Annotated in this window: 20 protein-coding genes; 8 read left to right on the top strand and 12 right to left on the bottom strand. The window is 59.5% G+C overall.

Annotation, left to right across the window (positions count from 1 at the left end; translation table 11 throughout):
• Window positions 1-84: 84 nt before the first annotated feature.
• Window positions 85-909 (top strand): IS5 family transposase, encoded by an 825-nt coding sequence (locus tag BD293_RS13795; RefSeq protein WP_142079963.1) that lies wholly within the window; start codon window positions 85-87, stop codon window positions 907-909.
• Window positions 910-1,766: 857 nt separating this feature from the next.
• Here BD293_RS13795 and BD293_RS13790 read toward each other — a convergent pair.
• Genes BD293_RS13790 through BD293_RS13755 form a run of 8 tightly spaced genes read right to left on the bottom strand, consistent with a single transcriptional unit; the run spans window position 1,767 to window position 8,898 of the window.
• The gene (locus BD293_RS13790; RefSeq protein ID WP_170207148.1) at window positions 1,767-3,524 is read right to left on the bottom strand and encodes a complex I subunit 5 family protein; all 1,758 of its coding nucleotides are present in this window, start codon (window positions 3,522-3,524) and stop codon (window positions 1,767-1,769) included.
• Window positions 3,525-3,528: 4 nt separating this feature from the next.
• Window positions 3,529-5,019, bottom strand: coding sequence for a complex I subunit 5 family protein (locus tag BD293_RS13785; protein WP_142082607.1), 1,491 nt, complete (start codon window positions 5,017-5,019; stop codon window positions 3,529-3,531).
• Window positions 5,016-6,473, bottom strand: coding sequence for a complex I subunit 5 family protein (locus tag BD293_RS13780; protein WP_142082606.1), 1,458 nt, complete (start codon window positions 6,471-6,473; stop codon window positions 5,016-5,018). The genes BD293_RS13785 and BD293_RS13780 overlap by 4 nt, the downstream gene beginning before the upstream one ends.
• Window positions 6,463-6,753, bottom strand: a complete 291-nt coding sequence (locus BD293_RS13775) for an NADH-quinone oxidoreductase subunit K (protein WP_142082604.1) — start codon at window positions 6,751-6,753, stop codon at window positions 6,463-6,465. The genes BD293_RS13780 and BD293_RS13775 overlap by 11 nt, the downstream gene beginning before the upstream one ends.
• Window positions 6,743-7,720, bottom strand: a complete 978-nt coding sequence (locus BD293_RS13770) for a hydrogenase subunit MbhD domain-containing protein (protein ID WP_170207147.1) — start codon at window positions 7,718-7,720, stop codon at window positions 6,743-6,745. The genes BD293_RS13775 and BD293_RS13770 overlap by 11 nt, the downstream gene beginning before the upstream one ends.
• Window positions 7,713-8,009, bottom strand: coding sequence for a cation:proton antiporter (locus BD293_RS13765; protein ID WP_211841032.1), 297 nt, complete (start codon window positions 8,007-8,009; stop codon window positions 7,713-7,715). Before BD293_RS13765 ends, BD293_RS13770 begins: the two co-directional genes overlap by 8 nt.
• On the bottom strand, window positions 8,009-8,269 hold the full coding sequence (locus BD293_RS13760) for an MrpF/PhaF family protein (protein ID WP_142082601.1): 261 nt from the start codon (window positions 8,267-8,269) through the stop codon (window positions 8,009-8,011). Before BD293_RS13760 ends, BD293_RS13765 begins: the two co-directional genes overlap by 1 nt.
• On the bottom strand, window positions 8,266-8,898 hold the full coding sequence (locus BD293_RS13755; RefSeq protein WP_142082600.1) for a Na+/H+ antiporter subunit E: 633 nt from the start codon (window positions 8,896-8,898) through the stop codon (window positions 8,266-8,268). The genes BD293_RS13760 and BD293_RS13755 overlap by 4 nt, the downstream gene beginning before the upstream one ends.
• A 308-nt stretch (window positions 8,899-9,206) precedes the next feature.
• On the opposite strand from BD293_RS13755, the gene BD293_RS13750 reads away from it, so the two are divergent.
• A complete protein-coding gene (locus BD293_RS13750) occupies window positions 9,207-9,533 on the top strand; it encodes a hypothetical protein (RefSeq protein WP_142082599.1) in 327 nt (108 codons plus the stop codon).
• A 498-nt stretch (window positions 9,534-10,031) separates the two neighbouring features.
• Here the strand turns inward: BD293_RS13750 and BD293_RS13745 are convergent, their stop codons facing one another.
• Window positions 10,032-11,030 carry a DUF2333 family protein gene (locus tag BD293_RS13745; RefSeq protein WP_142082598.1) on the bottom strand — a complete coding sequence of 333 codons (999 nt, stop codon included), beginning with the start codon at window positions 11,028-11,030 and terminating at the stop codon, window positions 10,032-10,034.
• Window positions 11,031-11,213: 183 nt separating this feature from the next.
• On the opposite strand from BD293_RS13745, the gene BD293_RS22960 reads away from it, so the two are divergent.
• Both BD293_RS22960 and BD293_RS13735 read left to right on the top strand, forming a co-directional pair.
• Window positions 11,214-11,726: a sigma-70 family RNA polymerase sigma factor gene (locus BD293_RS22960; RefSeq protein WP_211841031.1), complete on the top strand. Its 513-nt coding sequence runs from the start codon at window positions 11,214-11,216 to the stop codon at window positions 11,724-11,726.
• Window positions 11,726-12,529 carry an anti-sigma factor family protein gene (locus BD293_RS13735; RefSeq protein ID WP_142082596.1) on the top strand — a complete coding sequence of 268 codons (804 nt, stop codon included), beginning with the start codon at window positions 11,726-11,728 and terminating at the stop codon, window positions 12,527-12,529. The genes BD293_RS22960 and BD293_RS13735 overlap by 1 nt, the downstream gene beginning before the upstream one ends.
• 193 nt (window positions 12,530-12,722) lie before the next feature.
• Here the strand turns inward: BD293_RS13735 and BD293_RS22735 are convergent, their stop codons facing one another.
• Window positions 12,723-13,292, bottom strand: a complete 570-nt coding sequence (locus BD293_RS22735; RefSeq protein ID WP_170207145.1) for a hypothetical protein — start codon at window positions 13,290-13,292, stop codon at window positions 12,723-12,725.
• Between the two features lie 146 nt (window positions 13,293-13,438).
• On the opposite strand from BD293_RS22735, the gene BD293_RS13725 reads away from it, so the two are divergent.
• The 3 genes from BD293_RS13725 to arsJ all read left to right on the top strand — a co-directional run bounded on the left by BD293_RS13725 (window position 13,439) and on the right by arsJ (window position 16,638).
• Entirely contained in the window at window positions 13,439-14,257 is an 819-nt protein-coding gene (locus BD293_RS13725) for a metalloregulator ArsR/SmtB family transcription factor (RefSeq protein ID WP_142082595.1), read from the top strand.
• 3 nt (window positions 14,258-14,260) lie between these two features.
• Window positions 14,261-15,286: an ArsJ-associated glyceraldehyde-3-phosphate dehydrogenase gene (locus BD293_RS13720; protein ID WP_142082594.1), complete on the top strand. Its 1,026-nt coding sequence runs from the start codon at window positions 14,261-14,263 to the stop codon at window positions 15,284-15,286.
• Window positions 15,287-15,420: 134 nt separating this feature from the next.
• Window positions 15,421-16,638 carry an organoarsenical effux MFS transporter ArsJ gene (gene arsJ, locus BD293_RS13715; protein ID WP_142084603.1) on the top strand — a complete coding sequence of 406 codons (1,218 nt, stop codon included), beginning with the start codon at window positions 15,421-15,423 and terminating at the stop codon, window positions 16,636-16,638.
• A gap of 6 nt (window positions 16,639-16,644) precedes the next feature.
• On the opposite strand, the gene BD293_RS13710 is transcribed toward arsJ, so the two are convergent.
• Together BD293_RS13710 and BD293_RS13705 are read right to left on the bottom strand one after the other, a co-directional pair.
• On the bottom strand, window positions 16,645-17,091 hold the full coding sequence (locus tag BD293_RS13710; RefSeq protein WP_142082593.1) for a YaiI/YqxD family protein: 447 nt from the start codon (window positions 17,089-17,091) through the stop codon (window positions 16,645-16,647).
• Between the two features lie 168 nt (window positions 17,092-17,259).
• A complete protein-coding gene (locus BD293_RS13705) occupies window positions 17,260-21,249 on the bottom strand; it encodes a nitric oxide synthase oxygenase (protein ID WP_142082592.1) in 3,990 nt (1,329 codons plus the stop codon).
• A gap of 549 nt (window positions 21,250-21,798) precedes the next feature.
• On the opposite strand from BD293_RS13705, the gene BD293_RS13700 reads away from it, so the two are divergent.
• The gene (locus BD293_RS13700; RefSeq protein WP_142082591.1) at window positions 21,799-22,344 is read left to right on the top strand and encodes a heme NO-binding domain-containing protein; all 546 of its coding nucleotides are present in this window, start codon (window positions 21,799-21,801) and stop codon (window positions 22,342-22,344) included.
• Window positions 22,345-22,347 lie beyond the last annotated feature (3 nt).

Genomic DNA, 22,347 nt, shown 5'->3' with positions numbered 1-22,347 from the left:
TTTCTGAGAGCCCGATTTAAAAGTAGTTGAGTGAGTTCAGCAGGTTGTGATTCTATTCGGTTGTGAAGCTGAACGGAGACCCCAATGGCCTGGACCGAACTCACCCGTCGCCAACATGACCGAAAAGGCGGCAGATACGCAAGCGATATGACTGACGCAGAATGGTCGTTGATAGCGCCTTTGATGCCGCCACCCAAGACAACCGGCAGACCACGCACGACAGATTTGCGCGACATCTTCGACGCGATCCTCTACATCGCAACGACCGGATGCCAGTGGCGCATGTTGCCCCACGACTTTCCGCCGGTGTCGACGGTGCGGGGTTATTTCTACACGTGGCGTGATAACGGCTTGCTTGAGGAGATGAACCGCCAGCTGGTTGAAGCCGCGCGATTGGCCGAGGGCCGTAAAGCCCAGCCAACAGCCGGGGTCATCGATAGCCAGAGCGTAAAAACCACTGAAAGTGGAGGGGTTAGCGGCTATGATGCAGGCAAAAGGATCAAGGGCCGCAAGCGCCACATCGTAACCGACACGGTAGGATTACTGCTGAGCCTGGTGGTCCATAGCGCCGGAATTCAGGACCGGGATGGTGCGCCGGATGTGTTGAAAGCTATCGTCGCACGCTACCCGTCATTGCGGCACGTATTCGCTGACGGCGGGTATGCAGGGCCCAAGCTACGGGATGCGCTAAAAGCCCTCGGCCGATGGACCGTCCAGATCGTCAAGCGCTCCGACACCGCGGAGGGCTTTGAAGTGCTGCCACGACGGTGGGTCGTCGAGCGCACCTTTGCTTGGCTGAACCGATGTCGGCGCCTGTCGAAAGACTGGGAGAAATCCATCGCAAGCGCAGAAGCTTGGATCCTCATCGCACACATTAGACGCGTAACGCGGCATCTCGCAAGAAACTGAAATACAACGAAGAGTTTTGAATCCGACTCTGAGTCCAGATTGCCGTAATTCGAATAATACACAAACCGTGGTAAACAGCCTATCACGGCCTGACGTATTTCTTCCCGTGCGGCAGGGTCCGGCGCGATCATGGCGGCCATCTGCTGGCCCAGCGTTTTCTGTAGCGCCCGCAGCAGCGGAATGATCTGGCTGGTCGCTGGCGGATCTTCAGGGATCATTGCGGCCACGCAATTTCGTGCCAGACGCAGGTCATTTCCAGTCAAATTCGCAGCGTGCCCCAGCTCATCCAGCAGATCATCTACCAGTTTGCAGGCCGGGTCGTATAGCGGGTCGGTTGCCATACCGCCCAGATCAGTTCGCGCAAGGCGCAGTGCCGTTAACGCAGTTGCGATCGCGCTATCCTCATCCAGCCTGTAGTCGGGAAAGTTGATATGGTAGCTGCCATCATAGAGCCGCGCGACAGATACGCGCCGCGCTTGTGCCTGCGGGATTTTCGCAAGTTCTGCCAGTCGTGCGGCCTCTCGCCCTGTGTCAAATTCGGCCGTGATGAACTGGAACTGTTCAGGCGCGTTGCGGATCGTGGCAAACAGTGCCTTGGGATAGTCCGATGTCGGCTGCAACGCGCCCTCGCTTGCGGGGTTCAGCTTCCACAAGGGCAGTAACAGGTTTGTCTTGCCGGATTCGTTGACACCGATCAGGGCAGTCACACTATCGGCGTCCAACCAGCCCGAATCTACGACCGAGCGGTAATTGCTCACGCGGTAGCGCAGCAAGGTGAAACCCGCCTGTGTCGGCTCTGATGGGCTGGCGGCGGCAATCGGGAAGTCAGTCTCATGGCGCATGGCAGTCTCTCCTTGTCAGAAATCAGGTGTCAGGGTCGGATCTTGTAGCGGAATCGGGTGTTGCTGCTGTTCAGGGAAAATGGCTGTCCCGGCGGGCAGGGCGGTGCGCAGTTCAACCGCAAGGGTCAGCACGACCAGTCCCGCAATGGCGGTCTGGCCCAACCGCCAGCGGGCGGCGGTGTCGCCAAGGGCTTTTGGCGCGGCATGGCCCAACCTGCGCGCGGCGCGGCGTTTGGCTGCGACTATGGCATCTGCACGCGCGCCAAAGGCCTGAAATGGCGCTGCAAGCTGCGACAGGAACACCCCCGCGCCAATGCGTTGCGCATGGGCAAAGATCGCCACACCAGAAGCAAGCACCACGCCAGACACTACTGGCCAAATCGCCCCCGACGGCGCCTGAAGGATTGGTGAGGCCAATGTTTGGGCAAGACCGGCCCAGACCATAGGCAAGGCCAGCGACGCTCCACCCAGCACCAGAAAGGGCAATAGAACCCCCTCTGACGTGATTTTTTCGGGTGCTTTGGGCGGGTTATGCCAGATCATCGCGATATAGCGCGCCATCAGCAGGGCGGTTGCAACTCCAGAAAGGGTCAATGCAACGCTCAACCAAGGCAACCAGACCGGAGAGCCTGCCTCTAGCGCGGTTTTCAGCGCCTCTTTTCCCAAGCCCCCGGAACTTGCAGGCACTCCCGCCAGTATGAATGCCGGAAATAGCAGCGCCAGTGTGACACCAAGTTTGCTGGCAAGGCCGGTTTGGGCTGCAAAGGCACCCGTGCCCAGAAACAGCGCCCCCTTGGCCAGCGCATGATGGGCGGCCAGAAATATCAGCACAGGCAGAATCGCGGCCCATGCTTCTGGCACCATCAGACCCGCGCCCAGACCAAGGGCCAGAATACCCATCTGGCTGACGCTGGAATAGCCAAGAACCGTTTTGGGGTTGGTCTGCTGCACCCCCAGCAGAAGGGCCGCAAAGATCGTGACCATGCCCGCAGCCATCACAACTGTGCCGGGGTCGGAATAGGCAACGCCCCCCAGCGGCAAAATGGTCATCATGCCAAACAGCCCCGCCTTGATCATGGCGCCTGACAGCACGGCGCTTGCGGGAACAGGGGCCGCGCCATGTGCGGGCGGTAGCCAGAAATGTAACGGCATGATCCCCAGCTTGACACCGAAGCCCAGGATCAGCAGCGCCACGGCCATGTCCGAGGGCACCCCCGAACGCAAATCGGCCAGCAGGAATGACCCCGCCTGTGACGCGGCCAGCGCCAGCCCAGCAAACAGCGCCAATTCACCAAGCACGACAAAGCCGATATATAGCCGCGCCGCCCCCTGCGCCTGTGCATCGCGGTTATGCAGCACCAACCCGTAAGAGGCAAAACTCATCAGCGCGAAGAAGGCATAGAAACTCAGCGCGTCCTGCGCCATCAGCAGGCCCAGATTGCCAAGCTGCGCCATCAGAAACATGACCCCGAAACTTGTGGCGCGCGGGTCGTCGCGCATCCAGTGGCGCGCACTTGCGCCTGCCGCGCACCAAAGCAGACCGGTAAAGATCACGAACAGGCGCGAGGTGTCATCAAGGCCCAGATGCAGGCCAAGGATCAGCCATTCCGCCTGTGCGGTCATGGGCATGTCACCCAGTAACGCCAGCGCCAGCGCAGGCAAGGGCGCAAAGGGCATGATCCGCCAGACAAGGCTGCGCATCGTCGGCCATGTCAGCAACACGGCCAGCACAAGCGGCAGGCCGAGAGCGGCGATGTAAGGCAAAAGGCTCATGGCGTCACTCCTGATACTCGATTGCAACAATGAAGCGCGTCCATTCCAACGGGCTGAAGGGCGCATTGGCAAAGCCCCCTGCAACCAGCACCAGAACCGCCGTGGTGACGGGGGGCGCGGCCAGCATCCAGCCAATGCGCGGGCGGCCCGGCGCGCCTGCCCCCTCTGGTGCCGCATCACGGAACCATGCGCGGTGCAGCATGGGCAGGAAGTAGATCGCGTTCAGCAGGCTGGACCCCAGCAGCAGCGCAATCACCCAAGCCTGCCCGGCCTCCAGCCCGCCCTGCGCCAGATACCATTTGCTGACAAAACCGGCTAAGGGCGGCAGCCCGATCATGCCAAGTGCTGCCAGCGTAAAGGCCAGCATCGTGCCCGGCATGGCGCGCCCCACCCCGTCCATCTGGCTGACGCGCTTGACACCCAGTCCTTCGGCCAGATTGCCTGCGGCCATGAACATGGTGATCTTCATCAACCCCTGATGGATCAGATGCGCCAGCGCACCCACGGCGGCGATGGGGCTGGCCAGCGCCACGCCCAGCGTGATGTAGCTGACCTGAGACACGGTCGAATAGGCCAACCGCTTCTTGATGTCATCCTGCGTGATCGCTTTCAGCGACCCATAGATGATGGTGACGCCCGCCAGCGCCGCCAGCGGTGCGGTGACCCCAAGCGCCTGCGCGGTCTCGATCCCGAAAACCTCATAGACCACGCGCATGATCCCGAAGGCACCGGCCTTGACCACCGCCACTGCATGCAGCAAGGCTGAAACTGGCGCAGGTGCGACCATTGCAATCGGCAGCCAGCGGTGAAACGGTAGCAGCGCGGCTTTGACCCCCAGCGCACCGATCAGCACTACAAACAGCAGTTGCGCCGCCAGCCGGTTTTCAGCGGCCATATCGGCCAGTATGCCGCCGGGGACGAAATCGGTCGTACCCGCCAGAACCCATAGACCCAGCGTGCCCAGCAGCAGAACCAAGCCCCCCGCCAGTGTATAAATCAGGTAGATGCGCCCGGCGCGCAGGGCCTCTGCCGTGCCGCGATGAATGACCAACGGATAGGTCGCCAGCGTCAGCAACTCGTAAAACAAAAGGAAAGTGAACAGGTTGCCCGACAAGGCAATCCCCACAGTCGCGGCCACGCACAGGCTGAAAAAGCCGAAAAACCGCGCGCGATGCGGGCCATGTTCCAGATAGCCCACAGAATAGACCGTCGTAATCAGCCACAGCACCGCCGAAAGCGCGATGAATAGGATTGCAAGCGGGTCGGCTTGCAACTTGAATTCCAGCCCCGGCAGCACCTCGAAGCGCAGATCATAGATCACGCCCTGACTGACCTTCAGGCTCAGCGAGCCGACAAGCGCTACTTTCAGCGCCGCCATGCCAAGATTGATCGCGGTGCGCAGCTTTGCGGCGCGTTCCGGCAGCGCGAACAGGATCGGCGCGGCCAGAAGCGAGGTCAGCAGAATGAACAGGGGCAGCAGGGGCGCATCCATCATGGTGCCACTCCGAACGGATAACCGATTTCAAGAAAGCTCAGCAGGGGCGCGGCCAGCAGGCCAAGGCCAATCGCCATCAGCGCCAGTGTCAGCGGGGCCGCATCGGCCAGCGCCCAGCCCTGATGCTCGCCCAACGGTGCGCGCACCCGGTCGAACCGCAGGAAGCCCGCAAAAACACGGCTGAAATAGGCCACTGACATCAGCGTACCGACCATCGTAACCGCGACCCAGTGCCAGTAGCCCGCGGCCATCGCACCTTCCATCAGCGCCCATTTTCCAATGAAGCCAAGCGAGGGAGGCAGCCCGATCAGGCTGATCGCGGCCAGCGCGAAGGTGAATTGCGCCAGTGTGGGCCGTATGGGTGTGCGGTCCAGATCGCGGATCACGTCGTGGCCGATCTCGTCCTTGATACGGCCTGCGGCCAGAAACATCGCGGCTTTCGCAATCCCATGCGCAAGGATCAGGAGTGCTGCCGCCTTCCAGCTTTCGGTCAGCCCCAACTCGCCCGCGCGGGCAAAGGCCACAAAGATCAGCCCGATCTGCGCCACTGTCGACCATGCGACCAGCAGCTTCAGCCGTTCAGCACGCAACGCCTGAACCCCGCCCCAGATCACAGCGCCCGCGCCCATCAGCCCCACCAGCGTCAGCAGGTTCTCTGACGGAAAGGGCATGTATTGCGCCAGTCGCAGCACGATATAAAGCGCGGCCTTGACCACCAGCCCCGACAGGAGCGCACTGGCAGGTGCCGTTGCGTTGGCATGGGCGGCAGGCAGCCAGAAATGTAGCGGGAAAAGCGCGGTTTTCAGCGCCAGCCCCACAAAGATCAGCGCCAACGCGGCAACCAGCGCGCCAGTCGGCGCGGCCCCGCTCAGCCCCGCAAAATCCAGTCGGCCCAGTTGCAGATACACAAACCCCACCCCCATCAGGAACAACAACGCGCCAAGGATCGAGGCATACATATACTCAAGCCCCGCCTGCAGGGCTGCACGGCTGCCGCTCTGGACCGTCAGGCCCACGGCGGCCAGCGCGATGACTTCGATCATCACATATAGGTTGAAGATATCGGTGCTAAGATAGACCCCGTTCATGCCCGTCAGCAACAGCAGCCAGAGCGGCCAGAAATACTGCCGCTGGCGCACCTGATCGGCCCCTTTCAGGCTGTCGAGCGCGGCGATACTGACCAGAAACCCGACCGCACTGGTCAGGGCCAGCATGGCCACGCTCAGCCCGTCAGCGCGCAGGTCAATGCCCAAGGGTGCGCCCCATCCACCAAGGGGCAGCACAATTGCCCCCGCTGCCAGCACATCGCGTGCCAGCCAGATCACTGCGCCAGTGGTCAGGACCAGCGTTGCAAGGCCGATCAGGGCAGCCACACGCGTTAGCACAAAGGCTGCAATCGCACCGAATAGCGGCACGAACACCGCAAGGATCATGGGAGAGATTTCAATGCTCATCGGTCGTTTCCAGAGTTTGCAGGCGGCGGATCAGGGCAAGGGCGACAGCCGTTGCGCTGACCATCACAACGATGCCGGTAATCACCAGTGCATGTGGCACGGGGTCAGTTGTGGCGGGCGGTTCGCGCCACGCCCCCACGACCAGCAGAAAGCCCGCGCCGACGGAACACAGTTTCAGCGCCAACACCCGGCGCAGCCGGTCTTGAGCGCAGAGCGCGCCGACAAGCCCGATGCCGAAAACCGCAATCCCGGTCAGGCCATAAATCAGATCAGGTGTCATTGGGGCCCCCTTCGATAAGCGCGACCGGCTCGCGCCCGTGAAACAGCGCGGCCAGAGTTACAGCGATGGAGAGGGTCACCACCCCCTCTATCAGCAGGATCAGGGTTTTGGCGTGTTCCAGCGGATATTCGAAGGCGACGCGCCCACCGCTGGCGACCAGAAGGGCGACCAACGCAAAAGCCGCCGTGCCCAGCACAAAGGCCCCGCGCGCAATCCCGCGATGGGCGGGCTGCGGGACATAGGCGCGCGTCAGCAGCAGCAAAAGCCCCACTGCTGCCAGCACTGCGCCACCCTGAAACGCGCCGCCCGACGCCTCGGCCCCCACCCATAATAGATAGGTGCCGACCACAACGATTGCGGGCAGGGCCAGCCGTGCAAAGCCTTGCCAGACCTCGCCCATTACGGGGGCAGGGGCCTCTGACAACCCGCGCTCGATCTGCCAGACTGCGACCACGGCGGCCAGCAGCACAACAACTTCCATCAGCGTGTCATAGGCACGGAAATTCAGCAAAACGCCTGTGACGGGTTGTTCCACGCCGCTTTGGGGCATGGCTTCGACCACCAGTGCGTCAAAGCCCGGGCCCGTCGCCGGTGCGCCCAGAAACGCCACGACGAGCCCCAGAGTGATCAGCCCGCAGAACCCCGCATTTGCCAGAATGATGCCCATTGGCACTGGGGCCACTGGCGTCACGCCCAGTGCCGTTTGCTGGTTCAATGTCCCCGAGACATAGCGCAGATGGTGCAGCGTCTTGAGCAGCAGCGCGCCGGTTACGCCCGTGCCAATCGCCGCCTCTGCCAATGCGACATCTGGTGCGGATAACCGCACCCAGGCCAGTGCCGAAAGCAGGCCGAAGATGATGAACAGAACGATCATGGAAAACAGATCGCGCACGCTCAGCGATGCTGCGGCAAGCGCGACGATTGCCAGCGCCAGAAGCATATCAAAGATCACCAGCGGATCAGTCATGGCGCACCACCCCTGCGCCGCTTTGGCGGGCATAGCGGGCGACCAGATGGCCGCAGGTTGCGCTGGCGGTCGCAACAAAGAACCAGATCAGCACGATACGGAACACCGCGCCGGGCGTGGCGGCCATAAGGGCCACACCAAGCGCGATCAGCGCCAGCCCCAGCCCATCGGCTTTGGTCAGGGCGTGCAGGCGGCAGAAGATATCGGGAAAACGCAGCAACCCGACAGTGCCTGCGATGAAAAACGCAGTGCCCGTTGTAATCAGGACAGCAGCCGCCAAGTCCACCATCAGCGCACCCCCCGTGACGCAAGCACCACAAAGGCCACCAGCGTGATGGCTGCCAGCAATGCAAACACCATTGCGACATCCAGCAAGGCAGGCATCGCCATCAACTGCGACAGGACAAGCAGGATTGCCACGGCCGCCGTGCCGAAAAGCTGCGCGGCCAACATGCGCTCGGCCGGTTCGGGGCCGCGGAATATACGGACAAGCCCTGCAAGGATCGAGAGTAGCAAGGCAATCAGGATCAGGGACAGAAATGTGGTCATGTCAGATGCTCCGGGGTCTGGGGCAGGGCGAACAACGCGCGAATGCGGGTTTCAAGGTCAACCAGCGCAGGTTCCAGCTCGATGCGCGCATCGAGCATGTGGACGATCACCACGTCGTCATTGATCTCGGCCGACAAGGTGCCGGGCAGGAGCGTGATGATATTGACAAAGGTGATCCGCGGCGCACCCATTGGCAGGCTGAATGGATAGATGCGAAAGCAGGGGCGCAGCCCCATATCCGGTGAAAAGGCCCGCAGCGCCACATCCACGGCACCTCGCACGGATTGCACTGCGAACCATAGCGCAAAGCTCATTGCGCCGCGCAGCGACAAGCGAAAGCCCGATGTTGGCGGCAACAGGAATGAAACCATCGCCCCTAGTGCGATTGCGGGAAGTCCGAAAATCAGGGCCTCGACCCGCCAGCTGGTCAATGCCCCCCACATGACGGACAGCACCAGAATTGACAGAATGACTTGCCGCAAGACCTGCCTGCGCCCCGGCTTGGCGGCGGAGCGAGTGGCAGGAACAGGTTGCGCCGCTTGTGTCGGGGGCAGGTCTTGCCTGTCAGCCAGCGTGAGAGATTGCACCCGCGCAGACGCGTTCAGGCGCAGGGGAGAGGTTGCGCGCATCAGTTTATATCCGGGGCAGCCTTGATGTTGGTCTTGTCCCTGACATGGGCGGGGAGGGGGCTGCCTGTCCGATCCGTCCGGTAAGCCATGTCAGAGTTGCGCAAGATCTTTCTGCGCTGTTGGTCAAAGAACGCTCCAGCCTTGGCTTTCATCCCGCGACCCGACAAAAAACCGACAATTTCAGCGGGTTTTTCGGCCGTTGTTCATGAGGTGCAGGGAAATCGCAAAAAAACAGCTCACCAAAGAGCGAGCCGGGGATGAAACCGCGCGCGCGCGCGTTTGTGCGGTATCAGCAACAGGAGGATACCATGTCCATGACCTCAACCAACCTGCCGCAGCCTGCAAGCCAAAGCCTTCGAAAGCATGGGCTGATAAGCCTTTGGGGGCGTGTGCGGTACCGTCAGCCGGGCGCCTATGATGCTTGGCTGCAAGAGCGTGACATGACCATCATCACGGCAACCCTGATGCGTCTGTCCGAGGGGCAATTGAACCGGCTGGGCCTGTCGCATAAGACGCTGGCGCTTGATGTTGAAGACCTGGCACTGCGCGCGCAGCGCGACGCAGAAATTACCAGAGAGGTTCTTGAACTGGTGGAGGATGAACACCCCGAAAGTCACGCTATTGCCGCAGAATGAAAAAGCTTTTCGCAAGGTGGAAAAAGCCGGGCAGCGTGGCCCGGCTTTTTCGTATCTGAAACCCTGATATATTGTGCCCGATATAAAGGTGACGCCATGAGTGACAGGGGTCAGTTTTGCGGGACGGAGCCGCCGGTCGCTGGCTGGTTCTGCGCGGAATCAAGGGCGTCAGCCCGCCGCGCATCGCCGGGCCGCACCCACGGCACGGCGATTTGGCTGCCACCTGAGCATAGCTTTGATCTTTTGCGGATTTGGCCGGCATAAAGCGCTACAGATTGAATCTTGGATCGCCGCACCGCGGCCCGACGCTGCGCGGCTTCGCGCTAACATCCACCGTCCGCAAAGCCCCTCAAAGCTGTTATTTATGCGCTGGTGTCTGGTGCCGAATGCAAGCGCCTTTGACCGCCCTCACATTCCCTACGCCAAGACAAAACGGCGCTCAGATGAAGTGTCATCCAAGCGCCGTGTAAAGTTGGCAGCAGTATCAGGCGGTCGGGATCACCGTGTTGCCCGGATGACGCGCGATATCTCATCCAGTTGCAGGATCGCGCGCTTCAGATAGAAGCCCTGCAAATGCAGGTGATTGGCGAGAAAGCTGTTCGCGCCAGAGCTGTTAAGCACAACAAGCGGCTGTTGCTGTGACGCCTCGCGCAGACTTTCCAACGCCTGAAGCCAGACCCGCGTCAACCCCTGCGCTGATATGACAGCCTCGAAATCGCGCCCCAATTCGCGCAGCAAAAGATATGACGCATAGGCCATGCCCTTGTTCAGATAGAAAATGTCGTCAGATACCATATCGATAATGAAGCCATCCGCGCTGACATGCTCATCAACGATGGCCGCGCGAGAGCCTAATTCACTCGCCATTCGATCCACCGTCAGGGCAAGCGCATCGGCGCGGGTTTCAAAGATCGCAATTCCTTGTGCGACCCTCGTGTTATAAGCTCGCAAGGCACGCGCGGCGGCTTCATACTGTGTCACTGCGGGCTGAACTGGCAGAAACGACTGGTCCAAATCGAAAATCCAGACATCAGTAGGGAATTGCAGCAGGCCGCTGGCCCGCTCCAGATCGTTGTCAATGGCCGATGACCCGCGCAGCCGACCGATCTGGTTTTCCAGCTCCAGTGTGAAACGGCTGATCGCGCGCATCATGCCACGCTGGAAATTCGGCATGTTGTCGTGAAACGCTGTTGGAAAGAAGACCGGGTCATTCGCGGTCCAGCGATGGGTGACCACTTCACGGGTGATCAGCGCCTCAGCCATATTCACCGCATGGCTCCCCCCTTCAATCGGGGCAGGGGGCGTGAATTCAAGGTCTGCATCAATCCGGTGCATCAGGTTGCCGATCACCCCGAAATAGAGCGTGAAAGTTACAATCAGCATCCACAAGCTGCGCTTGAGGATAATCCGTGGTCTGGTTCCGAACACAAGTCCGGGAAGCGAAACCTCCGGCCTTTTTGCCGGAACCTGTGGCCGGATGATAAGATCATTGCCCATGGCAGCCCTCCTGTAACGCGGCAGTCGGACAAATTCTGCCCGCTGCACTTCATCCGAAATAACGCGGGCCGGGGCGTTTTAATCCGCGCTTTGCGAAAGAGTTTTTTGCAAAAGCTGTCGATTTTTTTGGATGAAAACGGCCTGTGGCGCGTATGTGCAGAAACCTTGACCGGAGGCAATATTGTGAGTCTGAAAGCTGAAGTGACGTTGCACACGGCAAGTCTGCGCCGCTATGCGCTGGTTCTGACCCGTGATCCGACAGCGGCGGATGATCTGGTGCAAGAAACGCTTGTGAAAGCCATTGATAAGGCCGATACATGGCAACCTGGAACGAACCTGCGCCCGTGGTTGTTTCGTATCATGCACAACACCCATATCAGCGACTTGCGCCGCGCGAAAACCCGCAGCGACGCTGCGCCGGATTTGCCTGAACCCGTAGTGCCGGATCACCAGCATACACAGCTTGAACTCAAACAGGTGCTGCAAGCGCTTGACCAACTACCAGAAGCGCAGCGCAAACCCATCATCCTGATTGCCTTGCGCGAAATGTCCTATGTCGAGGCGGCGCGCTCGCTCGATGTGCCTTTGGGTACTTTCATGTCCCGGCTGGGGCGCGGGCGCGAAGCGTTGCGCAAGATCGTGTCTGGCGTCACTGCGGGAAAGCTGGCTGTTCTGAACAGGAAAGGAAACATCTGATGACACAAGACACCAACACTGAACAGGATCTTGGTCTGGACGATGATCTGTTGGCCTATGTGGACGGAACGCTTTCACCCGAAAAAATGGCGCAGGTAGAAGCGCGGCTTGCCCGTGACCCGGAGGCCCGCGCGGCAACTGCAAGCTGGCGCCACCATGATAATCTGATCCGGGAAATGGCACAGACAGCAGATGACTTGCCCACGAATATGCGTATTGCTGCGCTGGAACGCGAACTTGCCGCAAAGCTGCAGGCGCGAAAGCGCCGCGCGTTTCTGATGGGGCCAGCCCTTGGCCGGATCGCCGCAAGTGTGCTGATTTTTACAGCCGGTTGGGGGGCACATGGATTGTTTAGTTCCTCATCGCAACTGAGGGGGGCGGAGTATCCGCAATTTGTTTCTGCAACTTTGACCGGGCATTATGCGCTACAATACGCATCCAAGCAGCAGGCCGAGTTTCAGCCGGAAGAATTGGACATGGCGCTGGACTGGATGTCGGAACGGATGCAGCGCAAGATCGACAGCCCGAAGCTGGAAAGGCTGGGTTATGAGGTGGAAAGCGCAAGGCTGGTATCGGCCGATAGCGGGCCGCTTGCGATTTTCCATTTCCGCGATGGCCAGGGAGAAAGGGTGACCGTCTCCATAACCCCACATGCGCCAGACAAGGCAGACTACGCGCTGCGCGTTGTGCAAATGGACACAGACAGCATGGCCTACTGGACGGATGCAGGGCTGGACTATTCAATCATTGGCGAGGTCGATGTAGGCCGGATTACAACACTTGCCGCAGCGGTTCGGGACTAATTGGGCGTCATCTCGTGATCCGAAGCTCCAAAGGCTGCGCTCATACCGTTGTAAAGATGAGCGGCAATCCGGCCACAGCGATAGACTGTAGCAGAGGCCTCGCGACCTGGCAGCATGGCACGTTAGTAACGCAGTCTGGCGATGATGCCAACTTAAGCGCAGCAGTTTGACACTCGCAAAACTGCATTCTTATTCATAGAGTTGTGTGCATGTTCATAGACGAACAAAGATATGTCGGGCCTCTCGTATCGCTCCGCTTCTGCAGTTCGATATTTCCATGCCTTCTTGGTCGACTTCCGGATTCGGAAACTCTTGGCGGCTCCGTATAACAACCTTGGCCGAAACGGCGACCGATAACGCACAGGGACGACTTGTGCAAAATGTCATGGAAGAATTCTCCGAACGGATCAGACACTTTTACGCTGATCCGCTCATACCCTTCGCGAAGCAGTGCATGCTCGCCGACCGCCGACATTCGGGGAGTTGCAGCGGCCGCCGCAAGTGCTGCTGCTCGGCAACCATTCCTCAAGGATGAGGATTTCAACATAAACGTGTTTGGTGTTTTTGTCAGAGTTTCCCGCGAAGCGGTCCTGCACGGATGGCGCCAGCGCAGAGCTTGCAGGGGACTGACCTCGCTCGAACGCTTGTACCAGCTCATTATTGCTTGACGCGTCAGAAATGCGCGCTCGTCCAGCGCAAAGTCAACTTTGCCTGACGAATGCGGCAACAATGCGTGGCGCAGCACACCGATTGCGCGTGCCATGGCCGGCTTTGCAAGGCAAAGGTGTCTGCGAATTCACACCAAACTCTCTACCTTTCCAACAGCATGATAGCGGTGGGGGCGTGCGATGTGGCCCTGTTACAAAATAATCATTTGTCGCCCGTAGATAATTCCATTATTCTCGAATTATGGATTCACGGATTGCAGCCGCGCTGTTCGCAGCGCTTTGTCACCCTGACAGGTTGGCGATTTTGCGCCTTCTGATGCGCTTTGCTCCCCGCGCGCAGCGCCCGACCGAGATTGCGCAGATGTTAGGGTTGAAAAAGAACACCCTGTCTCATCACTTGGGCGAGCTGACATCGACCGGCTTGCTGGAGGTCACGCGGCAAGGCCGGTCGCTTTTCTACAGCGTCAATCAGGACCGGACAGACGCGCTGATTGGCTATCTTGCATTCGATGTCGGGCGCGCGCGTGCCGATTTGCTGGCCCCGATCGTGCCCCGGCATCACCCTTGCGGCGGGGATATGACGCTAGGCGTGCTGTTCCTGTGCTCGGGAAACTCGGCCCGCTCGATCATGGCCGAGGCGCTGTTGCACGATCTGGGCAAGGGGCGGTTCCGCGCCTATTCCGCCGGTATTCAGCCCGCCCAAACCCCGCATCCCGAAGCCCTGCAAACCTTGCGCGACAATGGTCATGATGTGTCAGGTCTGCGCTCCAAACACCTCTCGGAATTTCAGCGCGCCGATGCGCCAGCGCTGGATATTGTGATTACGGTTTGCGACAAGGCTGCCGCGCAGGACTGCCCCCCTTGGGCGGGCTGTCCGGTCATGGGGCATTGGGGCCTGCCTGATCCCGCCGCGTCGCAGGCCTTCGCCCAAACCTATCATGCGTTGCGCAAACGGCTGGCAGAGCTTGTCGCCTTGCCACAACCGCCGGTCGACCGGACGGCCCTGCAAACCCGTATCGATACGATTGATACCAATGCCCTCACCCAGGAAAGAGCCTGACACATGATCCAAGACGACCGTCCCCGCATTGCCCTGAATGGGCTTGGGCGCATCGGCAAGCTGGTGCTGCGCGATCTGATCGATACCGGTTCAGGTGGCGAGATTGTGCTCTTGAACGATCCCGTGGGCGATGCAGAGCAGCACGCGCTGCTGATGGAATTCGACTCCGTCCACGGGCACTGGCCGACCCCTGTCGCCTATGACGCGGGCGCACTTGTGCTAAACGGGCAGCCGATCCGTCTGACCCACGCGCGCCGGATCGAAGACCTGCCGCTGGCCGAGATGGGGGTCGATCTGGTCATTGATTGCACAGGCGTGTTCAAGACAGGTGCAAAACTCGCCCCCTATTTCAACGCGGGTGTCCGGAAAGTCGCCGTATCCGCCCCTGTCAAGGACGATGGCGCGCTGAACTTGGTCTATGGTGTGAACCACCACCTTTATGATCCGGGCCAACACCAGATCATCACAGCAGCAAGCTGCACCACCAATTGTCTTGCCCCTGTAGTCAAGGTGGTTCACGAAGCGCTTGGCATCCGCCACGGATCAATCACCACCATCCATGACGTCACCAACACACAGACCATCGTCGACCGCCCCGCAAAAGATATGCGCCGCGCGCGCTCTGCCCTGACAAATCTTATTCCCACCACGACAGGCAGCGCCACTGCGATCACGCTGATCTATCCGGAACTGAAAGGTAGGCTAAACGGCCATGCTGTGCGCGTGCCTTTGCTGAACGCCTCGCTCACCGATTGCGTGTTCGAGATGGAGCGCGCCACCACGGTCGATGAGGTCAACGCCCTGTTCCAAGCGGCTGCGCAAGGCCCGCTCAAGGGTATTCTGGGCTTTGAATCCCGGCCCCTTGTGTCCTGCGATTACACCAATGACCCGCGCTCTGCCATCATCGACGGCCCTTCAACAATGGTGACAGGCGGCACGCAACTCAAACTCTATGCATGGTATGACAATGAATGGGCCTATGCCTGCCGTCTTGGCGACATCACCCGCATGATTACGCACAGCCTGTGATCCATTTTCTTGCTCAAAATACTCTCGGGGGGTGAATTGCCCGGAACGGGCAAGAGGGGGGCAGACAGCCCCCCTTTCCCCCCTCAGAATAAGGCCCAGCCGTGACCACAACAGCAAACCCCTTGCGCGCTTACATGGCCGTGACTGCCGCTTATTGGGCCTTTATGCTTTCCGATGGCGCGTTGCGGATGTTGGTGCTGTTGCATTTCAACGCGCTGGGCTTCACCCCTGTGCAACTGGCCTGGCTGTTTGTGTTATATGAAGTGGCCGGGATCATCACCAATCTTGCTGCGGGCTGGCTGGCGGCGCGGTTCGGGTTGGCGGCCACGCTATATGCGGGGCTGGCCTTGCAAATCGCGGCTCTGGCCGCGCTGGCGCAACTGGACCCTGACTGGACCATCGCGGCCTCGGTCGTGTTTGTAATGGCTGTGCAGGGTGTCTCTGGTGTGGCCAAAGACCTGTCCAAGATGTCCTCCAAATCGGCCGTGAAGCTGCTGGCACCTGCGCAAGAGGGGGCCTTGTTTCGCTGGGTGGCCTTGCTGACCGGATCAAAGAACGCGGTCAAGGGCGCCGGGTTCTTTCTGGGCGCGGCCCTGCTTGCGACAGCTGGGTTTCAGGCGGCAGTCTGGGGCATGGCGGGGGTGTTGGTGGTCATTCTGGCCGCTGTCCTTTTGTTTTTGCCCGAAGGGTTGCCGGGGCGGATGAAAGGGGCCGATACATGGTCTGGCTGGCGGTCGCATGACCCGCGCGTCAACCGCCTGAGCGTTGCGCGTCTGTTCCTGTTTGGTGCGCGCGATGTGTGGTTTGTGGTGGGCATTCCCATCTATTTTCAGGCCGTCTTGTCCGACGGCACAGCAGAGGGGCGGCGCGAGGCCTTCTTTCTGGTGGGCGGGTTCATGGCGCTGTGGATCATCGGGTATGGCGCGGTGCAGGCTTTTGCACCCGCTTTGTTGGGGCGTAAGGGCCAGTCCGAACAGGCCATAGCCCGAAAAGCCATCCTCTGGGCGGGGGTGCTGGTGCCGATCCCTGCTGTGCTCGCGCTTGCGGCGGCATTTGCTGATGCTCCGGCGCCGTGGCTGACAGGGCTGCTGGTTGTGGGCTTGCTGATCTTTGGCTTTGTCTTTGCGCTGAATTCTGCGGTGCATTCCTATCTGATCCTTGCCTTCGGCGCGGCAGATCGGATCACACGCGATGTCGGTTTCTATTACATGGCAAATGCGGCTGGGCGGTTGCTTGGCACATTGCTTTCCGGGATCAGCTATCAGTTCGGCGGTCTGCCGCTCTGCCTTGCCACTGCGGGGGTGATGGCGGCGGCAAGCTGGCTGATTGCGCGCAGGCTGGCGCATTTATAGCCGCGCTCAGCGGGCAGCTTTGCGCACTGCGCGTTCCAGCGCATCCAGAAAGCGCGAGCGGTCTGCCTTGGAAAAGCTGCGCCCGCCGCCCTGTCGAAAGGGGTCTGCGGCGCGCAGGTCGGCCATCAGGTCGCGTGTTGCCAGAACATTTCCAATGTTCTGGGCGCTCAACTCCTCGCCATTGTGTTTCAGCACCTGTGCGCCTGCCTCGACACATTTTGCAGCCAGTGGAATGTCGCCTGTGACCACCACATCGCCCGGCCCCGCGCGCTCTGCGATCCATTTATCTGCTTCATCCGCGCCTGCGTCCACGATGATTGTTTCGATCAGCGGGTTGGGCGAAGGCCTGATCCCGCCATTAGAAACGATGATGATAGGTAATTTGTGGCGCGTGCCGACACGTTCGATCTCGGCTTTCACGGGGCAGGCATCCGCATCTACATAAATCGTCATGGGCATGGCCTTTTCGCGCGGGCTTGGGCAACAGGGCGGATACAGAGCAGGCCCCTGCGCCCTGTTCAGGGGGCTGCTGTATCCGCCAATAATGCTCCATATCGGATGACGCAACGGTCCCGTGCGACTGGCTGTGCCCGTCCGTCGGGATATAACGTGCAGCCCCGATCAGAATTTCTGAATGCTGTCGATCTGCGCAGGGCGTCCTTTCAAAGAGTGCCGCAACCGCGCCAGCCAGCTCGCACCCCGATTATACTGGGCATGTATCATCGCGGGCACCGCAACATCGAAATTCATCTGAATGCCCCAAATGTCGCCGATATAGCGCCCTTCTTCGCGCATACGGTCGAGCAATTCATGCGCCCCGGAATAGCTTAGCCCACCATCACGCTGCAAGATGACGACAAGGCGATTTTCGACATCATGCGCCATCTTGGCGTCGCCACAGATTATCACATGACCCGCAGGATGCAGCAGGTCTTTGGCAACGGATATGCCATCTGCATCAAGCGCATCCTGAACATATGCTTTCGCCGGACCCGCGCGCGAGAAGGCAACATTCACACGGCTTAGAAACCCGTCTTTGCGCCAACTTCTGATGCGTTCGCGCTGCAAAAATTCGTCTGCATTGCGGCAGCCAAAATACAGCGCGACAGTCTTGTCTGCATGTGGGCGCGCGCCTTGTGCAACACGGTCTTCCAATGCTGCATAAAGGGGCGCGATGCCGGTGCCTGCCGCGATCATGACAGTGGGACCATCCGGCGCATCGGGCAGCCGCCGTGGCGCGCTCTTCAAGGCGATGCGCACCTTTGCGCCCGGTGCTTGCTGCGCCAGATAGTGCGATGAAACCCCTTGCGCCAAACGCCCGCCCGGTTGCGCGATGCTCAGCACACTGACCATGATCCGTATCTGTTCGGGATGCGCGTGCGGGCTGGACGCGATCGAGTACAGCCGCGGCTTCAGTCTGGGCAGCAATTGTATCAAAAGCTCGAAAGCGGGAACACTGTCTGGAAAGGAATCCAGCAGATCAACCACCGTTGGATAATCTTGCCGCATACGGCCAAGCAAGCCCTGTCGCTCGGCGCCGTCATCCTCGCCATTCAGGATGCGCAGCCAATTGGCAAGGCGGTCACTTCCATCACCGCCAACCTGCACCATTGCTGACAGCAGTTCATCCGGCGCTTGTGGCAGCGCAAGGTCCAGTTCTTCTGTCAACAGTTTATGAACCGAGTACCCGTCGCGGAACCGGTCCAGCGCTTCGTTTGATGCGCCTTGTGCGCGAAACCATGCATCTTGTTGCAAGCCGTGGTGCGCGCAAAGGCGCGCGACCAGATCGGCGGGGTTATGCGGATAGATCGCCACATGGTCGCCGACATCATAACACCCCTTTCCGGGCGCGGATTTTGCGATCAGCGCCTTTGGCAAATCGATGCCGATATAGCGGGTCGATCTGTCGCGCACGCCATTTATCGCTTGGTCGCTGTTCAGCATCTCGGTGTTGAAATTGATGACGCCAGTCTCGAGCGGTTCAATCTCTGGGGTGCGCTGTGGCGGGATCAATTCGATAAGCGGGCGGCGCGTGACCTGAACCGGTTGGTCCGTGCCCCAGCGTTTCTGGAACATCTCGATCCAGCGTTTTACCGTGTCGGCCTGACCGGCAATCTCGTCTGCTGTCTCCAGGCTCGCCATGCGGTTTGCACCGGCTTTGACCAGCGCGGCATCTACGGTAACCGCCGCGCGGCAAAAATGCGGATAGATGCGATTGCCGATGCCCAAAACGGCAAAGGATGTCCCTGCAAGCGCGTTGGCTGTAGCGTCATTAAGCTGCGCCAATAAAGCCTCGCCACTTTCGGGGACATCGCCGTCGCGGCACGTGGCCACGATTGCCAGCACCCGCGACGCATTTGCAAGATCGCTCAGGCTGATATCCTCAATCGCTTTCACGCTTGGCGCAAGTCCCGCAAGGCGGCGCGCGGCCTGATGCGCATAGCTTTCTGCTGTGCCCGTCTCCGACGCATACACAATCAAGGGGCGCGCAGTCCGGGTGCGTTCAGGCTGCTCTGCCGTCGCATCGCCTGATGGTGCGTCATCGGCATGTGCAAGCCACCGGTCCGGGGCGTATTTATACGACGGCTTGAGGTGGAAATCCCGCATCTCGTGGTGCCAGACGGGGGTGGTCGAGCCGCCTGCCGCAGGCACAACCCAAGAGCCCTGCGCCGGACATTCACGGCCAGAGCGCTTCTCGCGCAGATCATGGATCATGAATTGCCGCGATGCGGTCTGATGATCGACCAGTGTCACGCGCGCTTCCTGAAAAGAATGCAGGATTGCGATGTTCAGTTCGAGAAAGGCGCGGTCGCGCCAGAGTGTCCGCTCGCTTGATGTATCAAGGCCAAGCGCATCGGCAATCTCTGCTGCGCGGTCATAGCGCCCTTCTTCCCACAGGTCGCGCGCGATCTCCGTGCCCATGAACCACCCGTTGAAGGGCGCACACCCATAGACAACGCCCCCGATCTCTAACTGAAAGTTCGAGATGGCCGGAACCGCGCACCATTTCATGCCAAGCTCTGCGATCTTCGGCTCTGTCGGGTGGGATATCTGGACCTCCAAAACTTCTTTGGGGTCAATCGGGTAGATTTTTGGCGTGTCGCCCGGCAATTCGATGACAAGTGGCAGAATGTCATAGTCGCCGCGCGGCTCTGGCGGGGTCCAACCAAGGTTGGTTATGGCGCGCGTCGCTTCGATATTGGCGCGATCCCCGCGTTTCGTGCCGTCAGGCATTTCATAGCCCGCGTAACGCACCAACTGACTGTTCCACAGGCGCGGTCCCCAGCGTTCGCCGGGTGCGAGCGCCCGGAATACGGTCAGCACGATTTCGATGTTGCCGCCATTGGTCGCGGTCCGCAGGTGCTGGATGCATTCATCATATATTGAATTGGCATCCGTGACATGGCGAAAGTCCCGCACGATCAGGTTCTTCCACGAAATCCGGCCAATACATTTGGGCGCATTGCGCCACGCCAGCTTGGCGCCGTAGTCAAGTTCTTCGTTGGTATGTGTATAGGTTCCGGTCGCGCGAATTTCGCGCGCAATTGCATTCAGGCGCTTTTGGGTTTTCGACCCGGACCAATCCAACTCGATTGACACTTGGTCAATGAATTTCTGCGCTTCTGCAAGAATATGCTCTTGCTGGATCATCGGCTCGGCAATGATCCGTGACACGCGGTCAAACAGCACTTCCCAACCGCGGATCATTTGGGCATCCAATGGGTGACCAAAGCGCGACAAGGTTTCGAGCAGAGGGGCGGCGAGGTGCGCATATTCGGAGGGCGGAATCTGGTTGACCTGATGCACCCGCGCCAGATTGCGCAGATCGTCGCGCAACCCAGTGAGGTCGTCAGCGGCCCGGCTCAGGAACACCACGGTGTCGATCAGGTGGCGCGAAAGCGCGTCCATATTCGCTGTCCGAAACAAGCTGACCAGATCAGGACGTGCGTCGAAAAGTGTCTTGTAGAAAAAGACACCTGCCTCTTGGGGATGCGCGAGCATCGCTTCGGCGCCCGCGCGCATCTTGGCAACGGCTTCTGGGGCAAGTGCGCTGTCCTGCGTTTCGCGCAGCGTATTCATGGGCGCTTCGATATGCAGCATGAAAAACCGCCCAAGCGCCGAGTCGTCGCCGCGTTCAAGGTCGGTGCGTTCATAGTCTTCCAGATAGGCGGCCTTGGAAAAGGCCCAAAGGAAAGCGTCGCGCGCGATTTCCCATGTCTCTTGCGTCATGCCATAGGTTGCAAAGAATGTTCCGCATTCGGGGATCGTGCGCGACCGCGCTTCGCGTGCGCCGGGCGCGATATGAAACGCCTCTCGCAACGCGTCCTCATGGGCGGGGTCGAGGTCGCGTATAGCAAGATCAAACAGCATGAGGAATTCTGTCGGGGCTTGCACCGCAGTCAGCCCGAGGGCGTCTTCCAATGCCGGAACATGAGACACAAGGCGCTCGAAAAAAAGGCCGATAAGCACTGCATCTTGCGCAATAAATTTGTTCCAACAGTCGCGGATCAGTACCTTTTCAACGGAAGAAAGCGCTGTGTTATTGGCCGCCCGCGGCTCTACCGCACGCGCGCCGCGCGCGGACGATTCCGACAAGGAAACTTTGTTCAATTCTTATCCTCCTGTGTGTCTTTCGGCCTTGACCGAGCGCGCGGCTTATCCAATCCACCGCGTCAGACACCCCTTCACGATATTGGTGAAACGCATTTTTCTTCACTGGCCCTAGAACATACTGACGTTGAGTGATTTCTTTTAGAAATTACTCTTGCGTGTGTCACGTGAAATTTTTAGGTCATTCTGTGTTCATCGAATAATGTACCGAGAAAGGTACAACACAAATCGAGATGATAACGTGTAATTAACCGGAATCTGCCATATCTAATGGGAGATGTGGTAGCTGAGTCGAAAAACTCGGACAGATGGAATTGAGCGGATGCCAGTGGTACTCCTTTTCCCCTGTGGCTTGACCGTCACGCCAAAAGCGGTGCGCCAAATTGGTATGTGGTGTGCCCGTGCTGTAATACCTTCGGGTGATGCGGCCCACTTGCAGCGCGCCAAGCGCGTTACATATGTCTAGGTGTGTGCCCGCGTGCTTGGGCGTCATTGCAAGCGTCACTTTGCAGATTTCACTGCGCAGAGTGCAAATGCGGGAAGGCTGACATGTACGGGATGATTCATCAAGCACTGCGGGATATGGCAATTCAGCATATGGGAGATGCTGGCTGGGCTGCACTGCTGCAAGATGCGGGCCTGAAGCAACCGCTGTTTATCGGCATGGACTATTATTCCGATGAAACGACCATGACGCTGATCTGCCTGATTGCAGAGCGTTTGAATATGCCGCTTGACGCTGCATTGCATGAATTCGGCGGGGTCTGGATCGATTTTGCCGGGGCGTCTGAATATGGCCGTATTTTGCAGATGGCGGGGGATGATTTCGTTACATTTCTGGAAAGCCTTGATAGGATGCATGCCAGTATCCGATCCAATATGCCAAAGGCCGAAATGCCATCGTTTGAGTTGATCTCGGTCGATACCGAGCAGATGCAGCTACGCTACCGGTCAACCCGAAACGGGCTTGCCCCCTTCGTGCAGGGCATTTTGCAAGCCGTCGCAATCCGATTTAAGGAAAACGTCATAATTTCATTTCATCTGGAAGACGGGGGCGCGCTTTTCATCATCAAGCGAACACTGCACCATGAATGAGAA

Source organism: Roseinatronobacter monicus, from assembly GCF_006716865.1.
Classification (GTDB): Bacteria; Pseudomonadota; Alphaproteobacteria; order Rhodobacterales; family Rhodobacteraceae; genus Roseinatronobacter; species Roseinatronobacter monicus.
Note: the sequence above shows the minus strand (reverse complement) of the source record. Positions and strands in the feature narration are given on the sequence as shown.